The 25,383-nt window shown below is 63.0% G+C and carries 24 protein-coding genes; 17 read left to right on the forward strand and 7 right to left on the reverse strand.

The window, feature by feature from the left end; genetic code table 11:
- Positions 1-53 precede the first annotated feature (53 nt).
- The gene (locus tag FS767_RS16465; RefSeq protein ID WP_023534618.1) at positions 54-257 is read left to right on the forward strand and encodes a DUF2788 domain-containing protein; all 204 of its coding nucleotides are present in this window, start codon (positions 54-56) and stop codon (positions 255-257) included.
- A 36-nt stretch (positions 258-293) separates the two neighbouring features.
- On the opposite strand, the gene FS767_RS16470 is transcribed toward FS767_RS16465, so the two are convergent.
- The 3 genes from FS767_RS16470 to FS767_RS16480 form a co-directional block, all read right to left on the reverse strand.
- Positions 294-932: a pseudouridine synthase gene (locus FS767_RS16470; RefSeq protein WP_144966915.1), complete on the reverse strand. Its 639-nt coding sequence runs from the start codon at positions 930-932 to the stop codon at positions 294-296.
- Positions 933-938: 6 nt separating this feature from the next.
- Positions 939-2,402 carry an AMP nucleosidase gene (amn, locus tag FS767_RS16475; protein WP_023534634.1) on the reverse strand — a complete coding sequence of 488 codons (1,464 nt, stop codon included), beginning with the start codon at positions 2,400-2,402 and terminating at the stop codon, positions 939-941.
- Positions 2,403-2,514: 112 nt separating this feature from the next.
- Positions 2,515-4,158, reverse strand: coding sequence for an acyl-CoA dehydrogenase family protein (locus tag FS767_RS16480; RefSeq protein ID WP_144966917.1), 1,644 nt, complete (start codon positions 4,156-4,158; stop codon positions 2,515-2,517).
- Between the two features lie 296 nt (positions 4,159-4,454).
- Here FS767_RS16480 and FS767_RS16485 point away from each other — a divergent pair, with 296 nt between their 5' ends.
- The 3 genes from FS767_RS16485 to FS767_RS16495 all read left to right on the forward strand — a co-directional run bounded on the left by FS767_RS16485 (position 4,455) and on the right by FS767_RS16495 (position 6,944).
- On the forward strand, positions 4,455-5,861 hold the full coding sequence (locus FS767_RS16485) for a PAAR domain-containing protein (protein WP_144966919.1): 1,407 nt from the start codon (positions 4,455-4,457) through the stop codon (positions 5,859-5,861).
- On the forward strand, positions 5,854-6,240 hold the full coding sequence (locus FS767_RS16490) for a hypothetical protein (RefSeq protein WP_144966921.1): 387 nt from the start codon (positions 5,854-5,856) through the stop codon (positions 6,238-6,240). Before FS767_RS16485 ends, FS767_RS16490 begins: the two co-directional genes overlap by 8 nt.
- Positions 6,241-6,566: 326 nt before the next feature.
- On the forward strand, positions 6,567-6,944 hold the full coding sequence (locus FS767_RS16495) for a hypothetical protein (RefSeq protein ID WP_100850739.1): 378 nt from the start codon (positions 6,567-6,569) through the stop codon (positions 6,942-6,944).
- 73 nt (positions 6,945-7,017) lie between these two features.
- On the opposite strand, the gene FS767_RS16500 is transcribed toward FS767_RS16495, so the two are convergent.
- Positions 7,018-9,003, reverse strand: coding sequence for a hybrid sensor histidine kinase/response regulator (locus FS767_RS16500; protein WP_144966923.1), 1,986 nt, complete (start codon positions 9,001-9,003; stop codon positions 7,018-7,020).
- 262 nt (positions 9,004-9,265) lie between these two features.
- On the opposite strand from FS767_RS16500, the gene FS767_RS16505 reads away from it, so the two are divergent.
- The 8 genes from FS767_RS16505 (at position 9,266) to lnt (ending at position 16,762) form a co-directional block, all read left to right on the forward strand.
- Complete coding sequence (locus FS767_RS16505; RefSeq protein ID WP_144966924.1) at positions 9,266-10,063, forward strand: hydroxymethylpyrimidine/phosphomethylpyrimidine kinase; 798 nt, start codon at positions 9,266-9,268, stop codon at positions 10,061-10,063.
- 13 nt (positions 10,064-10,076) lie between these two features.
- Entirely contained in the window at positions 10,077-10,700 is a 624-nt protein-coding gene (gene thiE, locus FS767_RS16510) for a thiamine phosphate synthase (protein ID WP_144966926.1), read from the forward strand.
- A 16-nt stretch (positions 10,701-10,716) separates the two neighbouring features.
- Complete coding sequence (gene hemL, locus FS767_RS16515) at positions 10,717-12,000, forward strand: glutamate-1-semialdehyde 2,1-aminomutase (RefSeq protein WP_058603548.1); 1,284 nt, start codon at positions 10,717-10,719, stop codon at positions 11,998-12,000.
- A gap of 254 nt (positions 12,001-12,254) precedes the next feature.
- The gene (locus FS767_RS16520; protein WP_058603547.1) at positions 12,255-12,800 is read left to right on the forward strand and encodes a tetratricopeptide repeat protein; all 546 of its coding nucleotides are present in this window, start codon (positions 12,255-12,257) and stop codon (positions 12,798-12,800) included.
- Positions 12,801-12,906: 106 nt separating this feature from the next.
- A complete protein-coding gene (locus FS767_RS16525) occupies positions 12,907-13,905 on the forward strand; it encodes a PhoH family protein (RefSeq protein ID WP_028687151.1) in 999 nt (332 codons plus the stop codon).
- Complete coding sequence (gene ybeY / locus FS767_RS16530) at positions 13,898-14,371, forward strand: rRNA maturation RNase YbeY (protein WP_058638960.1); 474 nt, start codon at positions 13,898-13,900, stop codon at positions 14,369-14,371. Before FS767_RS16525 ends, ybeY begins: the two co-directional genes overlap by 8 nt.
- A gap of 25 nt (positions 14,372-14,396) precedes the next feature.
- Positions 14,397-15,236: an HlyC/CorC family transporter gene (locus FS767_RS16535; RefSeq protein WP_023534628.1), complete on the forward strand. Its 840-nt coding sequence runs from the start codon at positions 14,397-14,399 to the stop codon at positions 15,234-15,236.
- An 8-nt stretch (positions 15,237-15,244) separates the two neighbouring features.
- Positions 15,245-16,762 (forward strand): apolipoprotein N-acyltransferase, encoded by a 1,518-nt coding sequence (gene lnt / locus FS767_RS16540; RefSeq protein ID WP_144966928.1) that lies wholly within the window; start codon positions 15,245-15,247, stop codon positions 16,760-16,762.
- 45 nt (positions 16,763-16,807) lie between these two features.
- On the opposite strand, the gene FS767_RS16545 is transcribed toward lnt, so the two are convergent.
- The gene (locus FS767_RS16545; protein WP_144966930.1) at positions 16,808-17,569 is read right to left on the reverse strand and encodes a YdcF family protein; all 762 of its coding nucleotides are present in this window, start codon (positions 17,567-17,569) and stop codon (positions 16,808-16,810) included.
- Positions 17,570-17,683: 114 nt separating this feature from the next.
- Positions 17,684-17,998 (reverse strand): hypothetical protein, encoded by a 315-nt coding sequence (locus tag FS767_RS16550; protein ID WP_144966931.1) that lies wholly within the window; start codon positions 17,996-17,998, stop codon positions 17,684-17,686.
- Between the two features lie 224 nt (positions 17,999-18,222).
- Between FS767_RS16550 and leuS the strand changes: the two genes are divergently transcribed.
- The 5 genes from leuS (at position 18,223) to FS767_RS16575 (ending at position 24,270) form a co-directional block, all read left to right on the forward strand.
- Positions 18,223-20,829 carry a leucine--tRNA ligase gene (leuS, locus tag FS767_RS16555; RefSeq protein ID WP_144966932.1) on the forward strand — a complete coding sequence of 869 codons (2,607 nt, stop codon included), beginning with the start codon at positions 18,223-18,225 and terminating at the stop codon, positions 20,827-20,829.
- A gap of 61 nt (positions 20,830-20,890) precedes the next feature.
- Complete coding sequence (gene lptE / locus FS767_RS16560; RefSeq protein WP_144966933.1) at positions 20,891-21,496, forward strand: LPS assembly lipoprotein LptE; 606 nt, start codon at positions 20,891-20,893, stop codon at positions 21,494-21,496.
- A gap of 40 nt (positions 21,497-21,536) precedes the next feature.
- On the forward strand, positions 21,537-22,574 hold the full coding sequence (gene holA / locus FS767_RS16565) for a DNA polymerase III subunit delta (RefSeq protein ID WP_144966934.1): 1,038 nt from the start codon (positions 21,537-21,539) through the stop codon (positions 22,572-22,574).
- A 160-nt stretch (positions 22,575-22,734) separates the two neighbouring features.
- The gene (gene arfA, locus FS767_RS16570; RefSeq protein WP_027915252.1) at positions 22,735-22,899 is read left to right on the forward strand and encodes an alternative ribosome rescue factor ArfA; all 165 of its coding nucleotides are present in this window, start codon (positions 22,735-22,737) and stop codon (positions 22,897-22,899) included.
- 60 nt (positions 22,900-22,959) lie between these two features.
- Positions 22,960-24,270, forward strand: coding sequence for a lytic murein transglycosylase (locus tag FS767_RS16575; RefSeq protein ID WP_058638953.1), 1,311 nt, complete (start codon positions 22,960-22,962; stop codon positions 24,268-24,270).
- An 82-nt stretch (positions 24,271-24,352) separates the two neighbouring features.
- Here FS767_RS16575 and FS767_RS16580 read toward each other — a convergent pair whose 3' ends face one another.
- Entirely contained in the window at positions 24,353-25,291 is a 939-nt protein-coding gene (locus FS767_RS16580; RefSeq protein WP_144966935.1) for an LD-carboxypeptidase, read from the reverse strand.
- Positions 25,292-25,383: the final 92 nt, after the last annotated feature.

A 25,383-nucleotide genomic window follows, 5' to 3' on the forward strand; every position in this document is an offset into this window, starting at 1 on the left:
CGGTTGCCACCTCACGCGTATACTTGCCCCCTCAACCCGCCTGGAGCACTGCAATGGATCCTGCCGTATTCGAAGAGTGGATGATGATCATCCTGGTGACCGCCTTGATCGGCTTCATGGGCTTCATCGTCTGGGACCTGGCGAAAAAATCCCAGGCAGGGCGGTTCGGCACCCTGATCCTGTTCTTCGTGCTCGGCCTGGGTGTGCTGGCGTTCATCATCAAGAGCGTGGTGGTGGGGTTCATCGAGGGGGTGTAGCCGGCGCGGTCTTTACCTGCGCGCAGGCCATGACGCCTAGCGCCGCAGGGTCGGCGCCACCTCGCGCCAGCAGCCCTGCTCCAGCCCATCGAGTGCCCAATCGCCAATGCGCACGCGCACCAGGCGCAAGGTGGGCAGGCCCACGGCGGCGGTCATGCGCCGTACCTGACGATTGCGGCCCTCGCGAATCACCAATTCAAGCCAACGGGTCGGGACGCTTTTGCGAAAGCGTACCGGCGGGTTGCGCGGCCACAGCGCGGGCTCTTCGAGGCTGCGGGCCTCGGCGGGCAGCGTTGGCCCGTCATTGAGCTGCACGCCTTCGCGTAGTTGGCGCAGCTGCTCCTCGGTGGGCTCGCCCTCGACCTGTACCCAGTAGGTCTTGGGCAGCTTGTGTTTGGGGTCGGCAATACGCGCCTGCAGGGCGCCGTCATTGGTCAACAGCAACAGGCCTTCACTGTCCCGATCCAGCCGGCCGGCGGGGTAGACGCCCGGGATGTCGATGAAATCCTTGAGCGTGGCCCGCCCCTCGCCGTCGCTGAACTGCGTCAGCACGTCGAAGGGTTTGTTGAACAGGATCAACCGCGGCTCGGCGGGTGGCGCCTTGGGCTGGCGATGAGCACCAGGCGCAGGCCGCCCCTGGGGGCGGCGCGGCTTGGAACGGGGTGGCAGTGACATGGATCCTCAGCGGAACGGCGGCTCGTCGAAGCTGCGCAGTTTACGCGAGTGCAACGAATTGAGCTCGGTGCGCAACAGATCCAGCGCCGCAATACCGATCTTCAGGTGCTGGCTGACCGCGCGGTTGTAGAACGCGTTGGCCGAGCCTGGCAGCTTGATCTCGCTGTGCAGCGGTTTGTCGGACACGCACAGCAAGGTGCCGTACGGTACCCGCAGGCGATAGCCCTGGGCTGCGATGGTGCCGCTTTCCATGTCCACGGCAACGGCGCGGGACAAGTTGATCAAGGGCCGTTCCTGAGCCCAGCGCAGCTCCCAGTTGCGGTCGTCGTAGGTCAGCACGGTACCGGTGCGCAGGCGCTTCTTGAGCTGCTCGCCCCGCTCGCCGGTCACCTGGGCGGCGGCTTCCTGCAGGGCCAGTTGCACCTCCGCCAGCGCCGGGATTGGAATGTTCGGCGGCACCACGCGGTCGAGGATACCGTCGCGGCGCATGTAGGCGTGGGCCAGCACGTAGTCGCCAATGGTCTGCGACTGGCGCAGCCCGCCGCAGTGCCCGATCATCAGCCAGCAATGCGGGCGCAGCACTGCCAGGTGATCGGTGATGTTCTTGGCATTGGACGGGCCGACGCCGATGTTGACCAGCGTGATGCCATCGCCGTCCCCTGCAATCAGGTGGTAGGCCGGCATCTGGTAGCGGTGCCAGACCACACCGGCGACCAGCGCCTGGGCCTCGCCGTGGTCCATGCTCTTTTCGATCACGACGTTGCCCGGCAGCACCATGCGCACGAAACGCGGATCATCGCGCAACTGCTCAAGGCCATGGCTGATGAACTGGTCCACGTAACGGTGGTAGTTGGTCAGCAAGATCCAGGGCTGCACATGGCGCCAGTCGCTGCCGGTGTAGTGCACCAGGCGCCGCAGCGAGAAGTCCACGCGCGCGGCATCGAACAGGGCCAGGGGCAAGGTATCGGTGCTGTCCCAGTCGTAGAGCCCATCGGCGATGTTGTCGGTGGCCGAGGACAGGTCGGTGCTGGGGAACACCCGCGCCAGCTGCGCGGCGGTGATGCCGCTGCCGGCCAGCTCGTCGCCCTGGTCGACCACGTACGGATACGGGATGGGCTGCTCGCTGACCCCCACTTCAACGGTGACGGTGTAGTCGTGCATCAGCGGGCGCAACTGCTCCAGCAGGTAGCCGCGAAAAGCAGCCGGCTGGGTGATGGTGACGCTGTAGGTGCCAGCCACCTGGACCTTGGCATAGGCCCGCGTGGTGGCAGCGACCTCGCCATTGCTGTGGTAGGTCAGGCGCAGCGCCGGGTAGCGGAACAGGTCACGCTCCTGGGCGTCGGGCTCGGTGCGGTCCTTGAGGTAACGCTTGAGGGCCTGGCTCAGGGCACCGGTGGCCTGCTCATGCAAGGCCGCCAGACGATCGACGGCCTGTTCGGGAGTATCAACGACTTCAAACGCGTGGCTCACACTGTGCTTCCTGTCTGGACATGCATGCGAACCATCTTGCCTGCCTTCTTGGGTAAATTCATCCCCTTGATGATGCAGGGAGGTGCAGCTGGGGCGTACAGGGCTGGCCTGGTCAGTTGGCCATGGCCCGCGCCATCACGGCCTGTACGTCCACACCGCGCGGCAGCGTGCCATAGGCGCGCCCCGTCCCTGTGAGGCGACTGGCGATGAACGCATCGCTGACCGCAGAATGACCAGCCTCCAGCAGCAACTTGGCCTGCAAGGCCAAGGCGATGGCCTCGGTCAGTTGTCGCGCCCGGTACTGGATATCGCCCGTGTCGAGAAACGCATCCTTCAGGTTGACGATGCAGGTGGCCAGGCGCTTGTCGCCGTGCCCGTCCCCCAGTTCGGCGAACAACGCCTCCAGCACACCCGGCTCCTTGGACAAGGCGCGCAGCACATCCAGGCACTGCACATTGCCTGACCCCTCCCAGGTCGAGTTGACGGGCGCCTCGCGGTAAAGCCGCGGCAGGATGCTGTCCTCCACATACCCTGCCCCACCCAGGCACTCGGCCGCTTCGTTGATCATGGCCGGGGCACGCTTGCAGATCCAGTACTTGCCCACCGCCGTGACCAAGCGCGCGAAATGCGCCTGCTGGGGGTCGTCGAGCTGTTCGAGGGCGTGGCCCATGCGCAGGCTCAGGGCCAATGCCGCTTCGCTTTCCAGCGCCAGGTCGGCGAGCACGTTCTGCATCAGCGGCTGCTCGGACAACAGGCGGCCCGCCACCTGCCGATGCGCACAGTGGTGCAGGGTCTGGGTCAGCGCCTGGCGCATCAAGGCACTGGAGCCGACCATGCAGTCGAAACGGGTCATGGCCACCATTTCGATGATGGTCGGCACGCCCCGGCCCTCCTCACCGATCATCCAGGCCAGCGCACCGCGAAACTCCACTTCGCTGGAAGCGTTGGAGACATTGCCCAACTTGTCCTTCAGGCGCTGGATGTAGAACTGATTGCGGCTGTCGTCCGGGCGGTGGCGGGGCAGCAGGAAGCAGCTCAGGCCGCGCTCGGTCTGAGCCAGGACCAGGAAGGCGTCGCACATGGGCGCCGAACAGAACCACTTGTGACCCACCAGCTCGTAGGCCTGGCCGGGCCCCGGCGCGCCCACGGGGTAGGCACGGGTGGTATTGGCGCGTACGTCCGTGCCGCCCTGCTTCTCCGTCATGGCCATGCCCAACGTGACGCCAGCCTTGTGCCGGTCGCCGACGTTGCGCGGGTCATATTCACGCGACAGCGCCTTGGGCAGCCAGTAATCGGCGATTTCCGGTTGCAGGCGCAGGGCCGGCACCGCAGCGAAGGTCATGGTCAATGGGCAGCCCGTCCCGGCCTCGGCCTGGCTGTGCAGATAGGTCATCGCCGCGCGGGCCACATGGGCGCCCGGGCGCGGCTCGGCCCAGGGCAGCGACGGCAGCCCATGCTCGACGGCGGTACGCATCAATTGGTGATAAGCGGGGTGAAATTCGACCAGGTCGATGCGATGGCCGTATCGATCATGGCTGCTGAACACCGGCTTGTGCGCATTGGCCAGAAAGCCTGCCTGCATCAACGGCCCACCGGCCAGCGCGCCGTACGCATCGATCCGCGACTGCGCCCAGTCGGCGCCAAAGCGCCTGGACCACTCCTGTAGCGGCAGGTCCAGGCGGTACAGGTTGGCCCCGTCCAGCGGTGGCGGCTGGTTGGTGACCTCGTGGGTTTCAGCGTACTGGTGCAGGTTCATGGAGGCGCTCCTGAATCCGGGCAGGCGTGAGATACCCAGTGAAGCACTGTCTGGTCGGTGGACAAAGGGGCATTCCTGACTAAAGGCAGGGGTGCGTGATGAGCGGCGCTTTTGAGACCTGCATTATCGGGGTCGCCAGCGGCGTGTTCGTGCGGCGCACGAACAGGTGAGGTCGTCAGGAACTTGTAATCCAGTTCCCAATAGTCCGTGGGAGTCTTCCTAGAAGCTGAATCAAGCGCACATAAGTGGATACCGCCTGCTAGGTTGCGGGTTCTTTCATGAACAGCAGGCAAGCCATGAGTATGCGCATCAGCATCCTGGGTCGGTACCAAGGCCTGGACAGCGATGAAACCACCACCGGCGCCATTTGCATTGCCGGGCAATCCAGAGGTCGCGTCCATGGCCGTAACTGGCTGCTGGAAGGCGACAAGACCACGCCCTGCCCCCGCTGCGGGCAACCTGGCACGCTGGTGGAGGGCGAGCCCCGTTGGAAGCAGGACGGCATACCTACGGTCCTTGACGGCGCATTGGTGGAGTGTGGGTGCCCTACAGGCAGCAACCGCGTAATTGCAGGCGGATCTGCAGTACCTGCAACGTTCAGGGCACCTGCATCTGAACCGGTCAGTGACGCACTGCGACATCCTCAAGCACGCAATAGGGCGATCAGTCCGGAGCGCTTCCGGGACGCCGCGCCTTCAGCGGCTCAGCACAGCAATGAACCTGGTTTCTACATCGTGCCGCGCAGCATGTCGTATGAAGAGGTGCTGGTAGAACTCGGTTCGCCCCACGCGCACCTGTCTCGGTCAGCATTGGAACGGCTTAATCCAACCTTCCGGAACGGATTCAAACCGGGCGAGATATTCGTCGTGGGTGAAGAATCGAGGTACCCGATGTGTACCCGGCAGGAGATGTCGGTTATGAGTGCAGCGGAGCAGGCGCGCGCTGCATTGGCCGGCCTCACAGAGGAGGAAGCCGGCTTCATGATGCAGCATCAGGCCGAGATAGCCGCGCTGTTTGGTGATACCAGCCTGGCCATGGGCGTAGCCGAGACAGTGGCGGGTAAGTCACTGGATGAGATCACCAGCCTTTTGCGCAAAATCGAAGACCTGCACAAAGCGCAATTTGCCAAGCACGGGCACCTTCGCCACCCGGAATTCTTCGCCCAGCGCCAGCAGCTGTTCAATCAGTTGAGTGCCGGTTTGAAGGCCACCCTTCTCAATAAGCGGCTTAATCTTGGGGATTACTCAACACTGCGCCGAGACTTGGGTATCTCTTCCAAAAGCCTGGTGCACCACTGGAGCAAAGCAGGCGGGCCCACGGACATACCGGGGTATTCCACTCACTTGGACAAGCTGGCAAGGATGGCCAAGTATTTAAAGGCGGGAGGGGCAGTGGGTATTGCGCTCGGGGGTATTGGATCAGCGATGAAGATTGCCGATGCGTGCCGGGTGGGGAATACCAAAGCATGTAGAAAAATGCGTTTTACTGAGGCTGGTAATTTTTCGGGTGGTTTAGTAGGTGGATGGGGGGGAGCGAAGCTAGCTAGCAGATTAACGCCCGGGATTTGCTGGTGGACCGGCCCAAAGGCATGGGCCTGTGGGATAGTGGTGACAGGGGCTGGAGCATTGGCTGGAAGCCTAGAAGGAATGGAATTCGGCGAATACGTAGGAGAGGTAATCTTCGAGGCTTTGCAGAATGATTGACCACCTTGACATAAAACTGAAGTTGTTTCTGCTCACTTCCCCTTTCATCATAGGCTTTATCTCACTGGCCATGGACCTGCGCATTGCATGTTCAAAAGAATACGACGTCATGATCGCAGCGCTCCAGCGCAGTGCTTGCTTAGAGTTTATTACAACACTCTGGGGAGAACAAAGCGTACGCGCACGATTATTGGTGATCTCAATGGTGGGTGGGCTCATAGCATTTCCAACCTACCACATTCGCAAAGGTGCGCTTGATCCACTCGATTATCAGAATTTTCCAGCCTCCCTTAAAAAGAAGATCAACACCGCATCCTGGCTGAACACAGTAGCGTTCACTTGGCTAACAGTCGGTTACTTTTTCCTACTACCAAGGTGAAGCTGTTACTCATTGCAAGCACCATGGATCCACGCTGATGATTGGGTATTCGACGCATCTGGGCGAGCTGGCAAGTAGGCCAGGTACTCGAAGCTCGCACGGCGGACGGGAATACGAAGCCATGTTGAAGAACACTATTTACTGAGCCTGACGATTTTGGCCTGCCCAAAATGGTCGGGGGCCAAAGTAGCTAATGAAGTGATACTTATTTCTTCCCGAAGAACTGCCTTGACGGCGCTGCATATGGCATCTCGACCCCTGCAACAGCGCCTCTGACGGGAAGTCTTCGTGCATGCAATTAAGCGAAAACTTTCGAGGCTTTGAGAATGATCAAGAATTTTGACATTACGTTTCAATTACTTTTTCTTGCCACTCCCTTTGCCCTCGGACTGACCGGCCTCGTCATGGATCTGCGTATCGCAGGCTCCAAAGAATACAAAATCATGATCGGGGCCCTGCAGCGCAGTGCGTGCCTACCCTTTATTGTCACCCTTTGTGGTGAAAAGACTTTGCGTGCGAGAATGTTTGTGACATTCATGGTCGCCGGGGTCATAAAGTATCCAAAATCAAGTATTCGACAAGGCATGCTTGACGCACAAGACTATGAGCAATTTCCACCATCCATGAGAAAGCGGATTGTGGCCGCCTCATGGCTTAACACAGTCGCCTTCGGCTGGTTAATCATAGGTTCTTACTTTCTTTGATACCCCGAATCGCACGCCCACGTTATCGCACTGCCGATTTAGCTAACAGCAAATCGTCCTAACCTACTGATGCTTACCGCCAACGCCGCCCCTCACTCCCCTGCACAGCCACCTGCCCCTGCGAAATCGCCAACTCCACACTCATCTCGAACCGACTGCCCACCCCAGGCGCCGATTGATGTGACAGCCGTGCCCCCAGCAATTCGCTCATCTGCCGGCAGATGGCAAGGCCAATGCCCAACCCGCCGTAGCGCCGGGTCATGGACCCATCTACCTGGAAAAACCGCTGGTAAAGAATCGACTGGTCAAGGTCTTCGAAACCGATACCCGTGTCGCTCACGGTGAACGTCAAGGCCAGTTGATTAGGCCCCCTGCGCTGTCCGCGAACCTGGATCATCACACCACCCTGATGGGTGAATTTCAGGCCATTGTCCACCAGACATCCCAGGCAGCGGGCCAGCTTCGGCCCATCGCCCACCAGTCGGTCGGGCAGGTCCGCCGGCATGTCCACACTCAAATACAGGCCCTTGCCCAGTGCCTGGCCGGCATAGCTGGCGCGCACGCCTTGCAGCAGTGCCCGCAAGTCGAAGGGTGCTGGCTGCGCACGCAGCCGCCCTGCCTGGAGTTCGGACAAGGTCAGGATGGCGTCGACCATGTTCATCATGCCCTGGGCCGAACCCACCGCTGTCTGGTGAAAGCGGGCCATTTCCGCGTCCATCGGCAGGGTATGCATCAACTCCAGGGAACCGATCACGCCATTCATTGGGGTGCGCAGTTCATGGGTGGCGCAGGCCAGAAACTCGTCTTTGAGCCGGTTGCTGTTGGCCAGTTGCTGGTTGAGTAGCTCCAGTTGCTGCCCCGTTTCACGCAGGGTACGGGCCTGCTCATCGCGCAGCGTCTTGATGCGGTCTGCCAGGGCTAGCGATAGCAACGCCACTTCCAGCGCAGCACCCAATTGACTGGCATACATGGTCAGGAACATGTTCGGCAGGTAGCCCAGCACCATCAGCGTGTTGACCAGCCCCCCGAGCAGGAACGCGGTCCAGGCGATGATGAACCAGCGCGCCACGCGCAGGCCGCGCCGCCAGGCGTTGAGCCCTGCGCAGAAAACGCCCAGGCTGAAGACGAGCGCCAAGGCGGTGGCAAGGCGCATGGCCACGCCATAGGGCACGCTCACGGCCAGCACCATCACCACGGCACCGCCCAGCATCAGCACCTGCAGCAACCGGTCAAAGCCGCGGCTTTGATGGCGAAGTTGCAGAAAATGCCGGGCGAACTGGGAGCCGAACAGCGCAGCTGCGCCGACGAACAACGGTGTGCAGGCATTGGCCCACCATGGGCTGTCGGGCCACAGGTAAGCGATGCCCGCGCCATTGACCGAGACCTGGTAAAGACCGAAGGAGGCGATGTAGAGGATGTAGTACAGGTAGCTGACGTCCCGCACGCTCAGGTACAGGAACAGGTTGTACACCAGCATCACCAACAGCACCCCGTAGATCATCCCCAGCACATACAAGCGCGTGGCTTGGGTTTCCAGGTAGGCCTGGGGCGACCAGAGGGCCAGCGGCGCCTGCACCGAGCCCTGGCTATGCAGGCGCAGGAAGACCGTGGTGACATGCCCAGGCGGCAATTGCAGGTTGAACAGATAGTTGTCCTGCCGAACCTCCCGGCTTGAGTAAGGCAGTGCATCACCCGTGCGCTGGGCCAGGTGAAAGCGCCCGTCCGGGCCCGTCAGGTAAAGCTCGAGGTGGTCGAGGGGTGGGTAGGCCAGTTCCAGCAACCAGTGCCGGGGCATGCCCGGCTCCGCGTCAGGGTGCAGCTCGAGCTTGAGCCAGAACACCGACTTGGAAAACCCGGCATTGAGCACGTCTTCAGGGTGGGAAAGAAAATGCTGTGCGAAGTCGGGCGCACTGACCTCCGTGATGCTGGCGCTGCCGTCCGGGTCTTCGTAGACCTGCATGACCTTGCCCAGGGGCAGGTGACGGGTGGCCGCGGTGATGTCCACCGCTTCGGCGAATGCGGGCAGCAAACCCATGAGCACAATCAGCAAATAGCGCATACAGCCCCAGCATGGCCTGTCCGGTCGCGTCGCGGTTGCCCCCTTTCCGTTTGAGACGACGAAATCCTGCAGAACCTGTTCATCGATTTATCTGCGCACTCTAGCACAGCGTCAAGGTGCGTCGAGCGGCGGCAAAAAAACCACAGGACCGCTCTGGCACGGGCATAAGCGGCATTGAAGGCCGCGCATCGCACACCAAAAAGTCCACCGACCTGCACGGGCAAGGTCCGCACAAACAGGTTTGGTGGTAAGCTCGCCGACCATGAATACCTACGCCTCCCGCCCCGTTGTCCTCTGTCTCTCCGGCCACGACCCCAGTGGCGGCGCCGGCTTGCAGGCAGATATCGAAGCCCTGCTTGCACAAGGCTGTCATGCCGCGCCCGCGGTGACCGCCCTGACCGTGCAGGATACCGTCAATGTCTCCGACTTCCGCGTGCTCGACCGTGAGTGGGTACTGGCCCAGGCCAATGCCGTGCTCACCGACTCCACGGTGGCTGCGGTCAAGCTGGGCATGCTCGGCTCGATCGACATGGTCGATACCGTGGCCGAGCTGCTGGCTGCACACCCGCACCTGCCGTTGGTGTGCGACCCGGTGCTGCGCGCAGGCGGCGGCGGGCGCCTGGGCAAGGATGAAGTAGGCTATGCGCTGCGTGAACGCCTGTTGCCGCTGGCGACCATCACCACGCCGAACCTGCCCGAAGCCCGCATTCTCGCCGAGTTGCCCGAAGGCAGCGCCGACGAGTGCGCTGCCAGGCTGCTGGAGTTCTGCCAGCACGTGCTGATCACCGGCGGACACGGCGACGAGGTCGAAATCCACAACCGTCTGTACAGCCGCGACGGTCACCGCAGCACCTCGACCTGCCAACGCCTGCCGGGCAGTTACCACGGCTCAGGCTGCACCCTGGCCAGCGCCCTGGCGGGTCGATTGGCTCTGGGCGAGCACCTGGAAAGCGCCGTGCGCACCGCCCTGGACTACACCTGGCGCACCCTGCGCGATGCGGAGCAGTTGGGACGGGGCCAGTTCGTGCCTCGGCGCCTGCCCCTGGATTTCTGCTCCTGACTCGAGGTGCTCGATGACCCTACGCGGCCTGTATGCCATCACCGACAGCCAACTGCTGGCCGGCCGATTCCTGTCTCATGTGGAGGCAGCCCTCGAAGGGGGTGTATGCCTTCTGCAGTACCGGGACAAAAGCGATGACGCCGCGCGGCGCTTGCGTGAAGCGCAGGCACTCCAGCAATTGTGCGAGCGCTATGGCACCCAGCTGCTCATCAACGACGATGCCCAACTGGCCAGCCACTTGGGCGTGGGCGTACACCTGGGGCAAACCGACGGGCCGCTGACCCCTGCACGCGCCCTGCTGGGCAGCGCGGCGATCATCGGCTCGACCTGCCATGCCAGCCTCGACCTGGCCGCCCAGGCAGCCCGCGAAGGCGCCAGCTACGTCGCCTTCGGCCGCTTTTTCACCTCCAGCACCAAACCCGGCGCTCCGGCTGCCGACGTCCGTCTTCTGGCGCAGGCTCGCGCCCAGGTGAACCTGCCGATCGCCGCCATCGGCGGGGTCACCCTCGACAATGCCGCCGCACTGGTGCACCACGGTGCCGACCTGCTGGCGGTGATCCACGGCTTGTTCGGTGCCGACAGTGCGCAGGAAGTCACCCGCCGCGCCCGCGCCTTCAATGCCTTGTTCGCATCCTGATTCGAGAGAACTTTCCATGTCCCGTTCCGAAGCACTTTTCGCCCAAGCCCAGAAACACATCCCTGGTGGTGTCAACTCGCCCGTGCGCGCGTTCAAGAGCGTGGGCGGCACCCCATTGTTCTTCAAGCATGCCGAGGGCGCCTACGTCGTCGACGAAGATGACAAGCGCTACGTCGACTACGTGGGCTCCTGGGGCCCGATGATCCTGGGTCATGGCCACCCTGACGTGCTGGACTCGGTACGTCGCCAGCTGGAACACGGGCTGTCCTATGGCGCCCCGACCGCCATGGAAACCGAAATGGCAGACCTGGTGTGCTCGCTGGTGCCTTCCATGGAAATGGTGCGCATGGTCAGCTCAGGTACCGAAGCGACCATGAGCGCCATCCGCCTGGCCCGTGGCTACACCGGCCGTGACGCGATCATCAAGTTCGAAGGCTGCTACCACGGCCACTCCGACAGCCTGTTGGTCAAGGCCGGTTCCGGTCTGCTGACCCAAGGCGTGCCCAGCTCGGCCGGCGTGCCCGCCGACTTCGCCAAGCACACCCTGACGCTGCCCTTCAACGACATCGCCGCCGTCGAGAAGACGCTGGCTGAAGTGGGCCAGACCGTAGCCTGCATTATCGTCGAGCCGGTTGCCGGCAACATGAACTGCGTACCGCCGGCGCCGGGCTTCCTCGAAGGCCTGCGCGAGCAGTGCGACAAGCATGGTGTGGTGTTGATCTTCGATGAAGTGATGACCGGTTTCCGGGTTTCGCTGGGTGGTGCGCAGGCGCACTACGGCATTACCCCCGACCTGTCGACCTTCGGCAAGATCGTCGGCGGCGGCATGCCGGTCGGCTGCTTTGGCGGCAAGCGCGAAATCATGGGCTGCATCGCCCCGCTGGGCCCGGTCTACCAGGCGGGTACGCTGTCGGGCAACCCGCTGGCCATGGCCGCCGGCCTGACCACGCTCAAGCTGATCAGCCGCCCGGGCTTCCACGCCGAGCTGACCGACTACACCAGCCGCATGCTCGACGGCCTGCAACAGCGCGCCGATGCTGCCGGCGTGCCGTTCGTGACCACTCAGGCTGGCGGCATGTTCGGCCTGTACTTCAGCGGGGCCGACGACATCGTCACCTTCGATGACGTAATGGCCAGTGACGCCGGTCGCTTCAAGCAGTTCTTCCACCTGATGCTCGACGGTGGCGTGTACCTGGCGCCGAGCGCGTTCGAGGCTGGCTTCACCTCCATCGTTCATGGCGACAAAGAGCTGCAGATCACCCTGGATGCGGCTGAAAAAGCCTTCGCAGCCCTGAAGTAACCCGGCGCCTTCCCACCTTGGTAGCCGGTAGCACCCGCTATCACGGTGGGTATACCGGCCATCGCCAGGGGCATACCCCATGGGAACGGGCGCACGTGCAATGCGGCCATACAGGTAACGAAGGGGTCCTGCCATCAGCCTGTTTCGCCACGCCGACATAAATTCGAGTAAAACTTTGTAAGGTTGGCGCTGCTTATCCCATAATGTGCCACCAGAGACATTGGCCGCAGCTTTGCAGAGGTAAGTCGATCCCCATGAACCGCACCGGCCGCGCCCTCACCCTGGGCTGCCTGTTGCTTCTCCAGCCCCTGCTGGCCCTGGCGGAGGGCGGTAACTCGTTGCTCATCCCGACGACGGGTCGCTGCACCTTGAACGTGCAGCCGCAGGACCTGGCAAGCGCACTCAAGACCTGTGAACAGGTGGCCGATGCCGGCGATGCCCAGGCACAGTACGAGCTGGGCGAGTACTTCTATGCGCAAGCGCCGAAGAACCTCAACAAGGCACTGGACTGGTACCAGAAAGCTTCCCTGCAAGGCCATGCCGAGGCCCAGTACCGCCTTGGGTCGATGTTTTTCCGCGGCGAAGGGGTCAAGGCCAACAACGTGCAGGCCTACATCCTGTTGAAGATGGCGGCAGTCAACGGCGCTGAAGATGCCCTGGACATGGCGGACGAAGTCACCGAACAGATGCCCCGAGACGACCTGGAGCATGCGACGCAGGTGCTCGGCCAGATCTTCCGCAAATACCTGCTGGAGCTGCAGAACGCCGAGGGACGCTCGCCGTTCTCCCCGCTGCCCTAGGCTTTGCTCGGCATAATGCCGTTAAGCCCATCAGGACTTTCGCCACTGCCATTCAAGGGTTATTCTTGAGCTCACACTCATTGCCGTCGGGCGGCTAAAAACGACCTTGAACGCACCCATCGAACCCCATCGTTTCATCCTCGAACCTTTCGAGGCCCACCGTTTCGCCAACTTGTGTGGCCAGTTCGACGAGCACCTGCGCTTGATCGAACAACGCCTTGCCATCGAGATCCGCAACCGCGGCAATCAGTTCGAACTGATCGGCGAATCCAAGACCACCCATGCTGCCGAGCAACTGCTGCGCCGTCTCTACCGCGAGACCCAGGCCACCGAGCTGTCGCCGGAAACCGTGCACCTGTACCTTCAGGAATCGGCCGTCGAGCACATCGACAATCCGGCGGTGAACGAGGTCAGCGTCTCGCTGCGCACGCGCAAGGGCAATATCCGACCACGGGGCGCCAACCAGCAGCGCTACGTCAAGGAAATCCTGGCCAACGACATCAACTTCGGCATCGGCCCGGCCGGTACCGGCAAGACGTACCTGGCCGTGGCGTGTGCTGTCGACGCGCTGGAACGTGAACAGGTTCGCCGCATCCTGCTGGTGCGCCCGGCCGTTGAAGCTGGCGAGAAGCTCGGGTTCCTGCCTGGCGACCTTGCACAGAAGATCGACCCTTACCTGCGCCCGCTCTACGATGCCCTTTATGAAATGCTGGGCTTCGAGCACGTGGCCAAGCTGATCGAGCGTCAGGTCATCGAAATTGCGCCGCTTGCCTACATGCGCGGTCGCACCCTGAACAACAGCTTCATCATTCTCGACGAAAGCCAGAACACCACGCTCGAGCAGATGAAGATGTTCCTCACCCGTATCGGCTTCGGCTCCACGGCGGTGATCACCGGCGACATCACCCAGGTCGACCTGCCCCGGGGCACCAAGTCGGGCCTGGCGCATGTGATCGAGGTGCTGCGGGACGTGCCGGGTATCAGTTTCACCCACTTCCAGCCCAAGGACGTGGTACGTCACCCCTTGGTGCAGCGCATCGTCGAGGCCTATGACCGCTTCGAAGCCCGCCAGGCCACTCCCGAGGCGCCCGGCAAAAATGCTTGAACTGGACATACAACGGGCGACACAGGCTGTCGCCCCGGTCGATGCCGACTTTCGCCGCTGGTGCGAGCTGGCCTTGCAGCAACGCAAGGCCGACTCGGAGATGACCATTCGTCTTGTGGACGAAGCGGAAGCGCGCGAGCTCAATCACACGTATCGGCACAAGGACTATGCGACCAACGTGTTGTCCTTCCCGGCCGACGTGCCAGACGAATTGCTCGACATCCCCTTGCTGGGCGACCTGGTGATCTGCGTCGCGGTGGTCGAACGCGAGGCGGCCGAGCAAGGCAAGTCGCTGGCGGCGCACTGGGCGCACCTGGTCATTCACGGCTGCCTGCATCTGCTCGGTTACGACCACATCGAGGATGAGGAAGCCGAGGAGATGGAAAGCCTGGAACGAGAATTGCTGGCGCAACTGGGTCACCCGGACCCATACGCCGATGACGAAACCGAATCAACCCCACACTGATAGACCAAGGATCACGAGAACCGCCATGAGCGAAGATCGATCGAGCAACGGGCAGAAGTCCTGGCTGGGTAAACTGACCCAGGCTTTTGCCCATGAGCCGAAAAACCGCCAGGAGCTCCTGGAGCTGCTGCGTGAAGCACATCAGAACAAGCTGCTGGACAGCGAGGCGCTGACCATCGTCGAAGGTGCCATCCAGGTGGCGGACCTTCAAGTGCGTGACATCATGGTGCCGCGCTCGCAGATGAACAGCATCAAGGCCGGCCAGTCGCCGCGCGAGTTCCTGCCGGCAGTGATCGACGCGGCGCACTCGCGCTACCCGGTAATCGGCGAAAGCCATGACGATGTGCTCGGTGTCCTGCTCGCCAAGGACCTGCTGCCGCTGATTCTCAAGGAGAACGGCGACAACTTCGACATCAAGACGCTGCTGCGCCCGGCCACTTTCGTGCCCGAGTCCAAGCGCCTGAACGTGCTGCTGCGCGAGTTTCGCGCCAACCACAACCACATGGCCATCGTCATCGATGAATATGGCGGCGTGGCTGGCCTGGTGACCATCGAGGATGTGCTCGAACAGATCGTCGGCGATATCGAAGACGAACACGACGTCGAAGAGGACAGCTACATCAAGCCGCTGCCCAACGGCGACTTCCTGGTCAAGGCGCTGACGCCGATCGAGCACTTCAACGAGTCCTTCGACAGCGCGTTCTCCGACGATGAGTTCGACACCGTCGGCGGTTTGGTGATGAGTGCATTCGGCCATCTGCCCAAGCGCAACGAAACCACCGAAATCGGCGCGTACAAGTTCCGCGTACTCAACGCCGACAGCCGCCGGATACACCTGCTGCGCCTGACCCCGATCAACCGTTAAGGAACGACATGCGCTGGATCACCCGCCCCGGCTGGCCCGGTAACCTGCTGGCCCTGGCGGCCGGCGCTTCTACCCTCCTGGCCCTGGCGCCATTCGATCTGTGGCCACTGGCGCTGCTGTCCATCGCCCTGCTCTACCTGGGCCTGCGCGAGCTTAGCCCGCGCCAGGCCTTGTGGCGTGGCTGGTGGTTCGGCTTCGGCCTCTACGGCGCCGGCACCTGGTGGATCTACGTCAGCATGACGAACTACGGCGGTGCCTCGCCGCTGTTGGCCATCGCGCTGCTGGTTGCGTTCTTTGCGGCCTTGGCCTGGTTCTTTGCGCTGCCAACCTGGTTGTGGGCACGCTGGTTGCGGCGCAACGAAGCGCCGCTTGCCGATGCCCTGGGCTTTGCTGCCCTGTGGGTGGCGCAAGAGGCGTTTCGCGGCTGGTTCCTCACCGGCTTCCCGTGGTTGTACGCAGGCTACAGTCAGCTGGACGGCCCGCTGGCCGGCCTGGCGCCTCTGGGCGGGGTGTGGCTGGTGTCGTTTGCGTTGGCCCTGACGGCTGCGCTGCTGTGCAACCTCAACCGTTTGCGTACCCGTCCGGGCTTTCTTGCCATCGCCTGCGTGCTGCTGCTCACTCCATGGGCAGTAGGATTGGCACTCAAAGGGCATGCCTGGACTACTCCGGCAGGCGACCCACTCAAGGTCGCTGCCATTCAGGGCAACGTCGAACAGGACGTGAAGTGGGACCCGGCGCATATCGACGCCCAGTTGGCCCTGTACCGCGACCTGAGTTTCAGTTCAAAACCTGCGGACTTGTTGGTCTGGCCGGAAACGGCGGTACCTGTGCTCAAGGACCAGGCGCAAGGGTACATCGACATCATGGGGCGCTTCGCCGCAGACCGGCATTCGGCCCTGATCACCGGCGTGCCGGTTCGCGAAGTGGTGCACCGCCAGCGTCGCTACTTCAACGGCATCACCGTCACGGGCGAAGGGGACGGCACCTACCTCAAGCAGAAGCTGGTGCCCTTTGGCGAATATGTCCCGCTGCAGGACATGCTGCGGGGGCTGATCGAGTTCTTCAACCTGCCCATGTCGGATTTCGCCCGGGGCCCTGAGGACCAACCGCTGCTCCAGGCCAAGGGTTATCAGATCGCGCCTTATATCTGCTACGAGGTGGTCTACCCCGAGTTTGCCGCCGGCCTGGCGGCACGTAGCGACTTGCTGCTGACCATCAGCAACGACACCTGGTTCGGCACTTCCATAGGCCCGCTGCAGCACTTGCAGATGGCCCAGATGCGTGCGCTTGAAGCCGGCCGCTGGATGATCCGGGCCACCAACAATGGCGTGACGGCCTTGATCGACCCGTTCGGGCGCATCACGACCCAAGTGCCTCAGTTCCAGCAGGCAGTGATGTACGGCGAGGTGGTGCCGATGCAGCAGCTGACGCCTTATCTGCAATGGCGTTCCTGGCCGCTTGCAATCATTTGTGGGTTGCTGCTGGTCTGGGCGTTGATGGCCGGGCGTGTGGCCAGGGCTGTGTGACGGGGCTTTGCAGTTGACGTTCCAAGGGGCTGCTGCTCAGCCCCTTCAGTAGAACAACCGATACCCCACCAGCCCAGCCACCTCATTGAGCAACTGCCCGCTCTGCCACATTGCCCGGCTTTCCGGCAGCCAACCACCGAATGGCCGCGCCGGATCACGGCCGAGGAAGCCGACTGGCGCGGGTACCACCTCGAAACCTGCCTGCTCGAAGCTCCAGCGCGAGCGCTGCATGTGCCAGGCCTGGGTCACCACCACGACGCGGCGTATCCCCAACGGCTCAAGCACACTCGCCGAGTGCTGGGCATTTTCCCAGGTGGTGCGGCTCGACTGCTCCAACCACTTCACCTCAACGTCGAAGTCGTCATGCAGGCTGTCGGCCATCAGCTGCGCCTCGCTGGGCGGTGTGCCGTAGTGCAGCCCGCCGCTGGTCAGCACCGGTAGCCCGGACGCCTTGGCCAGGCGAGCGGCAAGGCGCAGCCGCTCCAGGGCCGTAGGCGTCGGCTGGTCGACACCCGCCCAGGCAGGGTCGCCCCGTTCACGCCCTGCGCCCAGCACGACAATGGCATCGGCCCGCTGCTTGAGGCCAGCCCAGTCCTGCCCGGCTAGCGCAGGCTCCGTCTCCAGGGCTCTTGCCAGGTGCTGAACGGCCACCGGCAAGCTGGTCATCCACAGCCCGCCTAGCCCTGCCACAAAGCACACAGCGGCCAGCCGGGGGCGACGCCTGCGCAGCCACCAGGCTGCAAGCAGCAGGAGAAACAGCACGCCTGGGGGTAACAACCACTGTTTGATGAAATACCGGATGGGCATGCACACCTCCTTCGAAGGTGTGCAGACTAAAAGCATCGGCGCCGGCCAACAACATGGCCGGCGTCGATCAAGGTGGGATAACTGTGCAAACCTTCGAAAGGCTCCGCCCAACCCCTAGCGGCGGGAGGCCTTGCGTGGGCGTGGCGTACGCACTGTGCGCTTGATGTCCTTGAGCCAGATGATCCTGGCCGACGCAGGCTCAGTCTGCGGCCTGAGGTTTGCAGCCTCGTCGGCGCGTTTCTGGAAGGTATCCAGATAAGTTTTGATCACCTCGAACTCGGCGCGGCTCAAACCACGCAACTCCAACTCGGCTGGCGCCTCGTCCCGAAGCCGCATGGACGTTCTGGCTGTATCCAGGGCAAGCCCGAGCCTATCGATCAGGCGCTCATAGAGCTCTGGTTTTCCTGCAGGTAGCTGCGACTCTCCCATTCGTTCACCTCATTGAAGATAACGATTATCTCCCCCACCCCAGAGCTTAGCGTCGTTGCGAAAAGCAGCCTGACGCCGCGACCAGCGGCCATTCGCAACGAACGTTTCCCACGATGCGCGGCGCTGCTGTATGCTACGGCGTTCACTCCCGATGACACCGGAGTGCCGGACGCAGCGAGGTTCGCTGCCTGGAAAGGTCTCCTCTCTCTCAGCCAAAAGTAGCCATGCACGAACAATACACGCCCCGTGATATCGAAGCCGCCGCCCAGACATTCTGGGACGAGCAACAATCGTTCGCTGTTACCGAACAGCCAGGCAAGGACACGTACTACTGCCTGTCGATGTTCCCGTACCCGAGCGGCAAGCTACACATGGGCCACGTGCGCAACTACACCATCGGCGACGTGATTGCCCGCTACCAGCGCATGCTGGGCAAGAACGTCCTGCAGCCAATGGGCTGGGACGCTTTCGGCATGCCTGCCGAAAACGCGGCGATGAAGAACAACGTCGCCCCGGCCAAGTGGACCTACGAAAACATCGACTACATGAAGACCCAGCTCAAGAGCCTGGGCCTTGCCATCGACTGGGCCCGCGAGGTCACCACCTGCAAGCCTGACTACTACCGTTGGGAGCAGTGGCTGTTCACCCGCTTGTTCGAGAAGGGCATCATCTATCGCAAGAACGGCACTGTTAACTGGGACCCGGCTGACCAGACCGTGCTGGCCAACGAACAGGTCATCGACGGACGCGGCTGGCGTTCCGGCGCGCTGATTGAAAAGCGCGAAATCCCGATGTACTACTTCCGCATCACCGACTATGCCGACGAGCTGCTGGAAAGCCTCGACGAGCTGCCGGGCTGGCCTGAGCAGGTCAAGACCATGCAGCGCAACTGGATCGGCAAGTCCCGCGGCATGGAAGTGCAGTTCCCGTACGATCAGGCCAGCATTGGCCACACCGGCACGCTGAAAGTCTTCACCACCCGCCCCGACACGCTGATGGGCGCTACCTACGTGGCAGTCGCCGCCGAGCACCCGCTGGCCACCCAGGCTGCCCAAGGCAACCCGGCGCTGCAAGCCTTCATCGACGAATGCAAGGGCGGCAGCGTGGCCGAAGCGGACATGGCCACCCAGGAAAAGAAGGGCATGGCCACTTCCCTGCTGGTCGAGCACCCGCTCACCGGTGAGAAGCTGCCGGTCTGGGTCGCCAACTACGTGCTGATGCACTACGGCGACGGTGCAGTCATGGCTGTGCCAGCCCACGACGAACGCGATTTCGAGTTCGCCCGCAAGTACGACCTGCCGGTCAAGGCCGTGGTGCGTACCAGTGCCGGTGACGAGGTGGGCGCCCAGTGGCAGGCCGCCTATGGCGAGCATGGCCAGCTGATCAATTCCGGCGAATTCGACGGCCTGGATTTCGCCGGCGCCTTCGACGCCATCGAAGCGGCGCTGGTGCGCAAGGACCTGGGCAAGTCCCGCACCCAGTTCCGCCTGCGCGACTGGGGCATCAGCCGCCAGCGTTACTGGGGCTGCCCGATTCCGATCATCCACTGCCCGTCCTGCGGCGATGTGCCGGTGCCGGAAGACCAGTTGCCAGTTACCCTGCCCGAAAACGTGGTACCGGACGGTGCAGGCTCGCCACTGGCACGCATGCCCGAATTCTACGAATGCAGCTGCCCCAAGTGCGGCACTGCGGCCAAACGCGAAACCGACACCATGGACACCTTCGTCGAGTCCTCGTGGTACTTCGCGCGCTATGCCTCGCCCAACTACGAAGGCGGCATGGTAGACCCGAAAGCGGCCAACCACTGGCTGCCGGTCGACCAGTACATCGGCGGCATCGAACACGCCATCCTGCACCTTCTGTATGCGCGCTTCTTCCACAAGCTGATGCGTGACGAAGGCCTGGTGACCTCGAACGAGCCGTTCAAGAACCTGCTGACCCAGGGCATGGTCGTGGCCGAAACCTACTACCGCGTCGCCAGCAACGGCGGCAAGGACTGGTTCAACCCGGCCGATGTCGAAGTCGAGCGCGATGCCAAGGCCAAGATCGTCGGCGCACGCCTGAAGACCGATGGCCTGCCGGTTGAAATCGGCGGCACCGAGAAGATGTCCAAGTCCAAGAACAACGGCGTCGATCCCCAGTCGATGATCGAACAGTACGGCGCCGATACCTGCCGCCTGTTCATGATGTTCGCCTCGCCGCCCGACATGAGCCTGGAATGGTCCGACTCAGGTGTGGAGGGCGCCAGCCGCTTCCTGCGCCGCGTCTGGCGCCTGGCCCAGGCCCACGTTGCCCAGGGCTTGCCTGGCAAGCTGGAGGTGGCAACCCTGGATGACGCGCAGAAAGTGATCCGCCGCGCCATCCACGCCGCCATCAAGCAAGCCAGTACTGATGTAGGCCAGTACCACAAGTTCAACACCGCCATCGCCCAGGTGATGACCGTGATGAACGTGCTGGAAAAGGCGCCGCAGGCCACCGCGCAAGACCGTGCCCTGCTGCAGGAAGGCCTCGAAGCCGTCACCCTGCTGCTGGCCCCGATCACGCCGCACATCGCCCACGAGCTGTGGAAGCAGCTGGGCCATGACCAGGCCGTCATCGATGCCGCCTGGCCTGCAGTGGATGAAGCCGCGCTGGTACAGGACACCGTGACCCTGGTGGTGCAAGTCAATGGCAAGCTGCGTGGCCAGGTCGAGATGCCAGCCGCAGCCAGCCGTGAAGAAGTCGAAGCCGCCGCGCGCAGCAACGAGAATGTCCTGCGCTTCATCGATGGCCTGGCCATCCGCAAGGTCATCGTGGTGCCGGGCAAACTGGTCAATATCGTCGCCAACTGATGGCAACGCCCGTTCGCAGGCTCTGCGCACGGGCGGAACAGGCTCACGAGGGAGCAACAACATGATCAAACGCAATCTGCTGGTAGTTGGCCTGGCGGTCATGCTCAGCGCCTGCGGGTTCCAGCTGCGCGGCACGGGCACCAGCGAAATGAGCGTCAAGGAAATGGACGTCAGCGCGCGCAACGCCTACGGCCCAACCGTGGTTCAACTGCGCGAAGTGCTCGAGCGCAGCGGCGTGAACGTCCACGCAGGCGCACCGTACCGCCTGGTGCTGACCAACGAGCAGGAGCGCCAGCGCGCCGTTACCTACAATAGCGGCAACCGCACGGCGGAATTCGAGCTCACCACCGAGCTGGACTACAGCATCCAGGGCCTGAACAACCTGGAGCTGACCAGCGACAAGGTCGAAGTGCGCAAAGTCTATGTGCGTGACGCCTCGAACATCACCGGTTCCGAGCAGGATGCCAAACGCGCCCGTGACGAGATGCGCCGCGACCTGGTCAATGCCATGATCGTGCGCTTGCAAAACCTCACCCCTGCCCAGCTCGATGAATTGCAGCGCAAGGCCGATGAGCGTGCCAAGGCCGAAGCGGATGCGCTGGAAGCCGCGCGCCGCCAGCAGGCCGAGACACCGCAGCAGTCGCCGCTGGAAGTGCCGGGCAACTGAGCCCGTGCAGGGCGCCGTCTGGCGCCCTGCCCCCGATGCCATGAAACTCGCCCCCGCTCAACTCACCAAACACCTGCAAGGCTCACTCGCGCCCGTCTACGTGGTCAGCGGCGATGACCCGTTGCTGTGCCAGGAAGCGGCCGACGCCATCCGCAGCGCCGCCCGCCAGCAAGGTTTCGACGAGCGCCAGGTATTCAGTGCCGATGCCAACTTCGATTGGGGCACCCTGCTGCAAGCGGGTGCGAGCCTGTCGCTTTTCGCCCAGCGACGCCTGCTGGAACTGCGCCTGCCCTCGGGCAAGCCGGGTGACAAGGGCGCTGCCGCATTGCTGGAATACTGCGCCCGCCCTGCCGAAGACACGCTGCTGCTGATCAGCTTGCCAAAGCTCGATGCCAGCGCGCAGAAGACCAAATGGGGCAAGGCACTGGTCGAGGGTGATCATTGCCAGTTCATCCAGATATGGCCCGTAGACGCGCATCAGTTGCCCCAATGGATCAATCAGCGGCTGCAACAGGCAGGCCTGAGTGCCCAGCGTGACGCCGCGGACCTGATTGCTGCGCGCGTGGAGGGCAACTTGCTCGCGGCCGCGCAGGAAATCGAAAAGCTCAAACTGCTGGCCGAGGACAACGTCATCACCCTGGAAACGGTCCAGGCCGCGGTGGCGGACAGCGCGCGCTTTGACGTCTTCGGGCTGGTCGACGCCATTCTCAAGGGTGAAGCCGCCCATGCCTTGCGCATGCTCGAAGGCCTGCGCGGCGAAGGCGTGGAGCCCCCGGTGATCCTCTGGGCCCTGGCCCGTGAACTGCGGCAACTGGCGGGCCTGGCCCAGCAGTTCAGCCAGGGCGTTCCCCTGGACAAGGCCTTCAGCCAGGCACGCCCACCCATCTGGGACAAACGCCGCCCCTTGGTAAGCAAGGCCCTGCAGCGGTTACCCGCGCAGCGCTGGTCGCAGCTGCTGCAGGACGCCCAGCGTATCGACGCCCAGATCAAGGGCCAGGCGCAAGGTTCTCCCTGGACAGGCCTGGCGCGCCTGGTGCTGCTGATGGCCGGCCAGCGCCTAGCGCTGCCTGCCCAATAGTCGACGCCCTGCCTATAGAGCCCGCGCTTGTTGGCCATCGCCGGCAAGCCGCCTCACGAGGCCTGGATAATGCTCACGACCATATAAACAATCAATTGGCCTGCTCACGGCCAAGCCTGCACAGTGCAGCCCGCACTGTCCCGACGCAGGAACCACCCTCATGAGCAAAAAACCAAACAAGCAAGGCCATAACAAGGCCAAGTCCATCGTCGCCCAGCCCCTGTTCCGTTGTCGTCAGGAACGGCCGGAGAAAGGCAAGGGCAGCTACCGCCGCGAAGCCTTCCAATCGAGAGATTGGGAGGCTTCTTACTTTTTGGCGGCATGAAGGCATCCGTAGCGCAGGCATGATATGGTCATCACCTGACCTGCAGACCTGGACCTGTGCATGCTCTACCGTCTTTTTCCTCGTTGGGAAACCCGCCAGCTCGTTGCGGCCTCCAGCTTCATCCTGCTCGTTGCCTGTGCGGAAAAACCCACGGCAGCCGATGCATTGCCCCTCGCCCAGGCGCAGCCGGCACCTGTCGTGAATGCACCTGGCAAGGCGCCAGACAGCAACCCAGATATCCAGCCGTCCCAAACCTTTGCCCAGTGGCAAGCAGGTTTCCGCCAACAGGCCCTGCAAGCGGGCATTGCCCCGGAAATCTTCGACAAGGCGTTTCTCGGCGTTACGCCGGACATGGACGTGATCAAGGCTGACCGAAGCCAGCCAGAGTTCACCCGGCCAGTCTGGGAGTACTTGGAAGGTGCCTTGTCCCCCGTGCGCGTACGCAACGGCAAAAGGCTGCTGGAGCAGAACGCCGAGCTGCTGACCCGCCTGGAACAGCGCTATGGCGTCGATCGCCAGATCCTGGTCGCGGTATGGGGCATGGAAAGCAACTTCGGCCAGTTCCAGGGCAGCAAGTCAGTGATCCGCTCACTGGCCACTCTGGCCTACGAAGGGCGACGCCCACAGTTTGCCCAAGACCAGCTGATTGCCGCCCTGCAGATCATCCAGCACGGTGATATTCAGCCTGACGCGATGCGCGGCTCCTGGGCCGGCGCCATGGGCCAGACCCAATTCATCCCGACCACCTACAACACCCATGCCGTGGATTTCGACGGCGATGGCCGCCGCGATATCTGGAACAGCACGCCCGATGCCTTGGCCTCCACTGCACACTACCTGCAAAGCTCAGGCTGGAAGCGTGGCCAACCCTGGGGGTTCGAGGTGCAGGTACCGGCAGGCTTCGATTATTGGCAAGCTGACGGGACCTCGCGCAAGCCGATCGCCGAATGGTTGGCCATGGGCCTGACACTGCCTGCGGGTACGCAGTTGCCAGCCGGTAGCAATGAGCTGCCAGCCGCCCTGTTGCTGCCCGCTGGCGCGCGAGGCCCGGCATTCCTGGTTCTCGACAATTTCCGCGCCATCCTCAAATACAACAACTCATCGGCCTACGCGCTGGCCGTCAGCCTCCTGAGCGATCGCTTCACCGGCTGGGGCTTCATCGCTGGCAGCTGGCCCAAGGACGACACCCCCCTGAGCCGCAGCGAGCGCATGGAGTTGCAGAACTTGCTCAATGCCAAGGGCTTTGAGGCGGGCAACGCCGATGGGATCATTGGCGCCAACACCCGCAAGGCCATCCGTAATGCCCAGCAGGGCCTGGGCTGGCCAGCCGATGGCTATCCGACGCACAAGCTCCTGGAGAGCCTACGGTAGCCACAGGCTCGCGCTTACTGGCAACAATGCGGGTCCCCCTAGGCACGGTAACCGTGACCCTGGGGTGGCCTTGGCGCCACGCTCATGCCTGGAACAGCGCCTGCTCCAGCACCAGGCGTTGCCGCTCGCTGTCCAGCGTTACTCGAGCACCTAGCGGCAGGCAGATATTGGGGTCACAGTGCCCACTGCGCCATCCGGCCAGCACAGGGACGCCCAGAGGGCCGAACGTGTCGCGCAGCAGCGGTGCCAGCGCCGCCGCGGTAATGCCAGCAAAGTCCCCTACCAGCACACCCCTGATGCCTTCTAGCTTGCCGGCTAGCCGTAACTGCGTCAGCAGGCGATCGACTCGGTACAACGGCTCGTTCACGTCTTCGATGAACAGGATGCAGCCCTGGGTATCCAGCTCTGCCAAGGTCCCAAGGGTCGCACCCAGCATCGACAAGTTCCCACCCAGCAACGGGCCACTGGCAAGGCCAGGGAAGACCGTGTGCAAGGGGAACTGCGCCGGGTGCGTGATCGGGTCACCGGCTGCCACCTGCCCGCTCAACTGCGCCACCAGCGACGATTCGGTCGGTGCCTGCTTGTCACCCAGCAGGTCGGCGTTGAGCATGGCGCCGTGGAAGCTGATCATCCCTGTGTGACGGTAGAGCGCCGCATGCAAGGCGGTGATATCGCTGTAGCCAATCAAAGGCTTGGGGTGGTGTTGCAACAGCTCGAAATCGAGCTTGTCCAGCAGGCGCATGCTGCCGTAGCCGCCACGCATGCACATGACCGCGTCGATGGAAGGGTCCCGGAAGGCGTCGTGCAGATCCTGTAGCCGCTGCGCGTCGGCGCCTGCCAGGTAGCCCTCGGACTGAGTCGCACCCGGATAGACCCGGCAGCGGTAGCCGCGCTCGGCGAACCACTGGACGGCTTTGTGCACATCCAGACGCGCCGGGCCTGCCGGGGCAACCACGGCAAAGCAGGCATTGGGCTCAATGGCCTTGCGCAGTGGCAAGGCAGAAGGTTCTACGCAGTTCATCGGGCAACTCCATACGGCTTGTCACAAACAGCTTACGGCTTTGCTGGCTGAAAAAAAAATGCCGACGCGGCCTTGCGGCGCATCGGCATTTC

Origin of the sequence: Pseudomonas sp. DE0010 (assembly GCF_007680745.1) — a bacterium.
Taxonomy (GTDB): domain Bacteria; phylum Pseudomonadota; class Gammaproteobacteria; order Pseudomonadales; family Pseudomonadaceae; genus Aquipseudomonas; species Aquipseudomonas parafulva_B.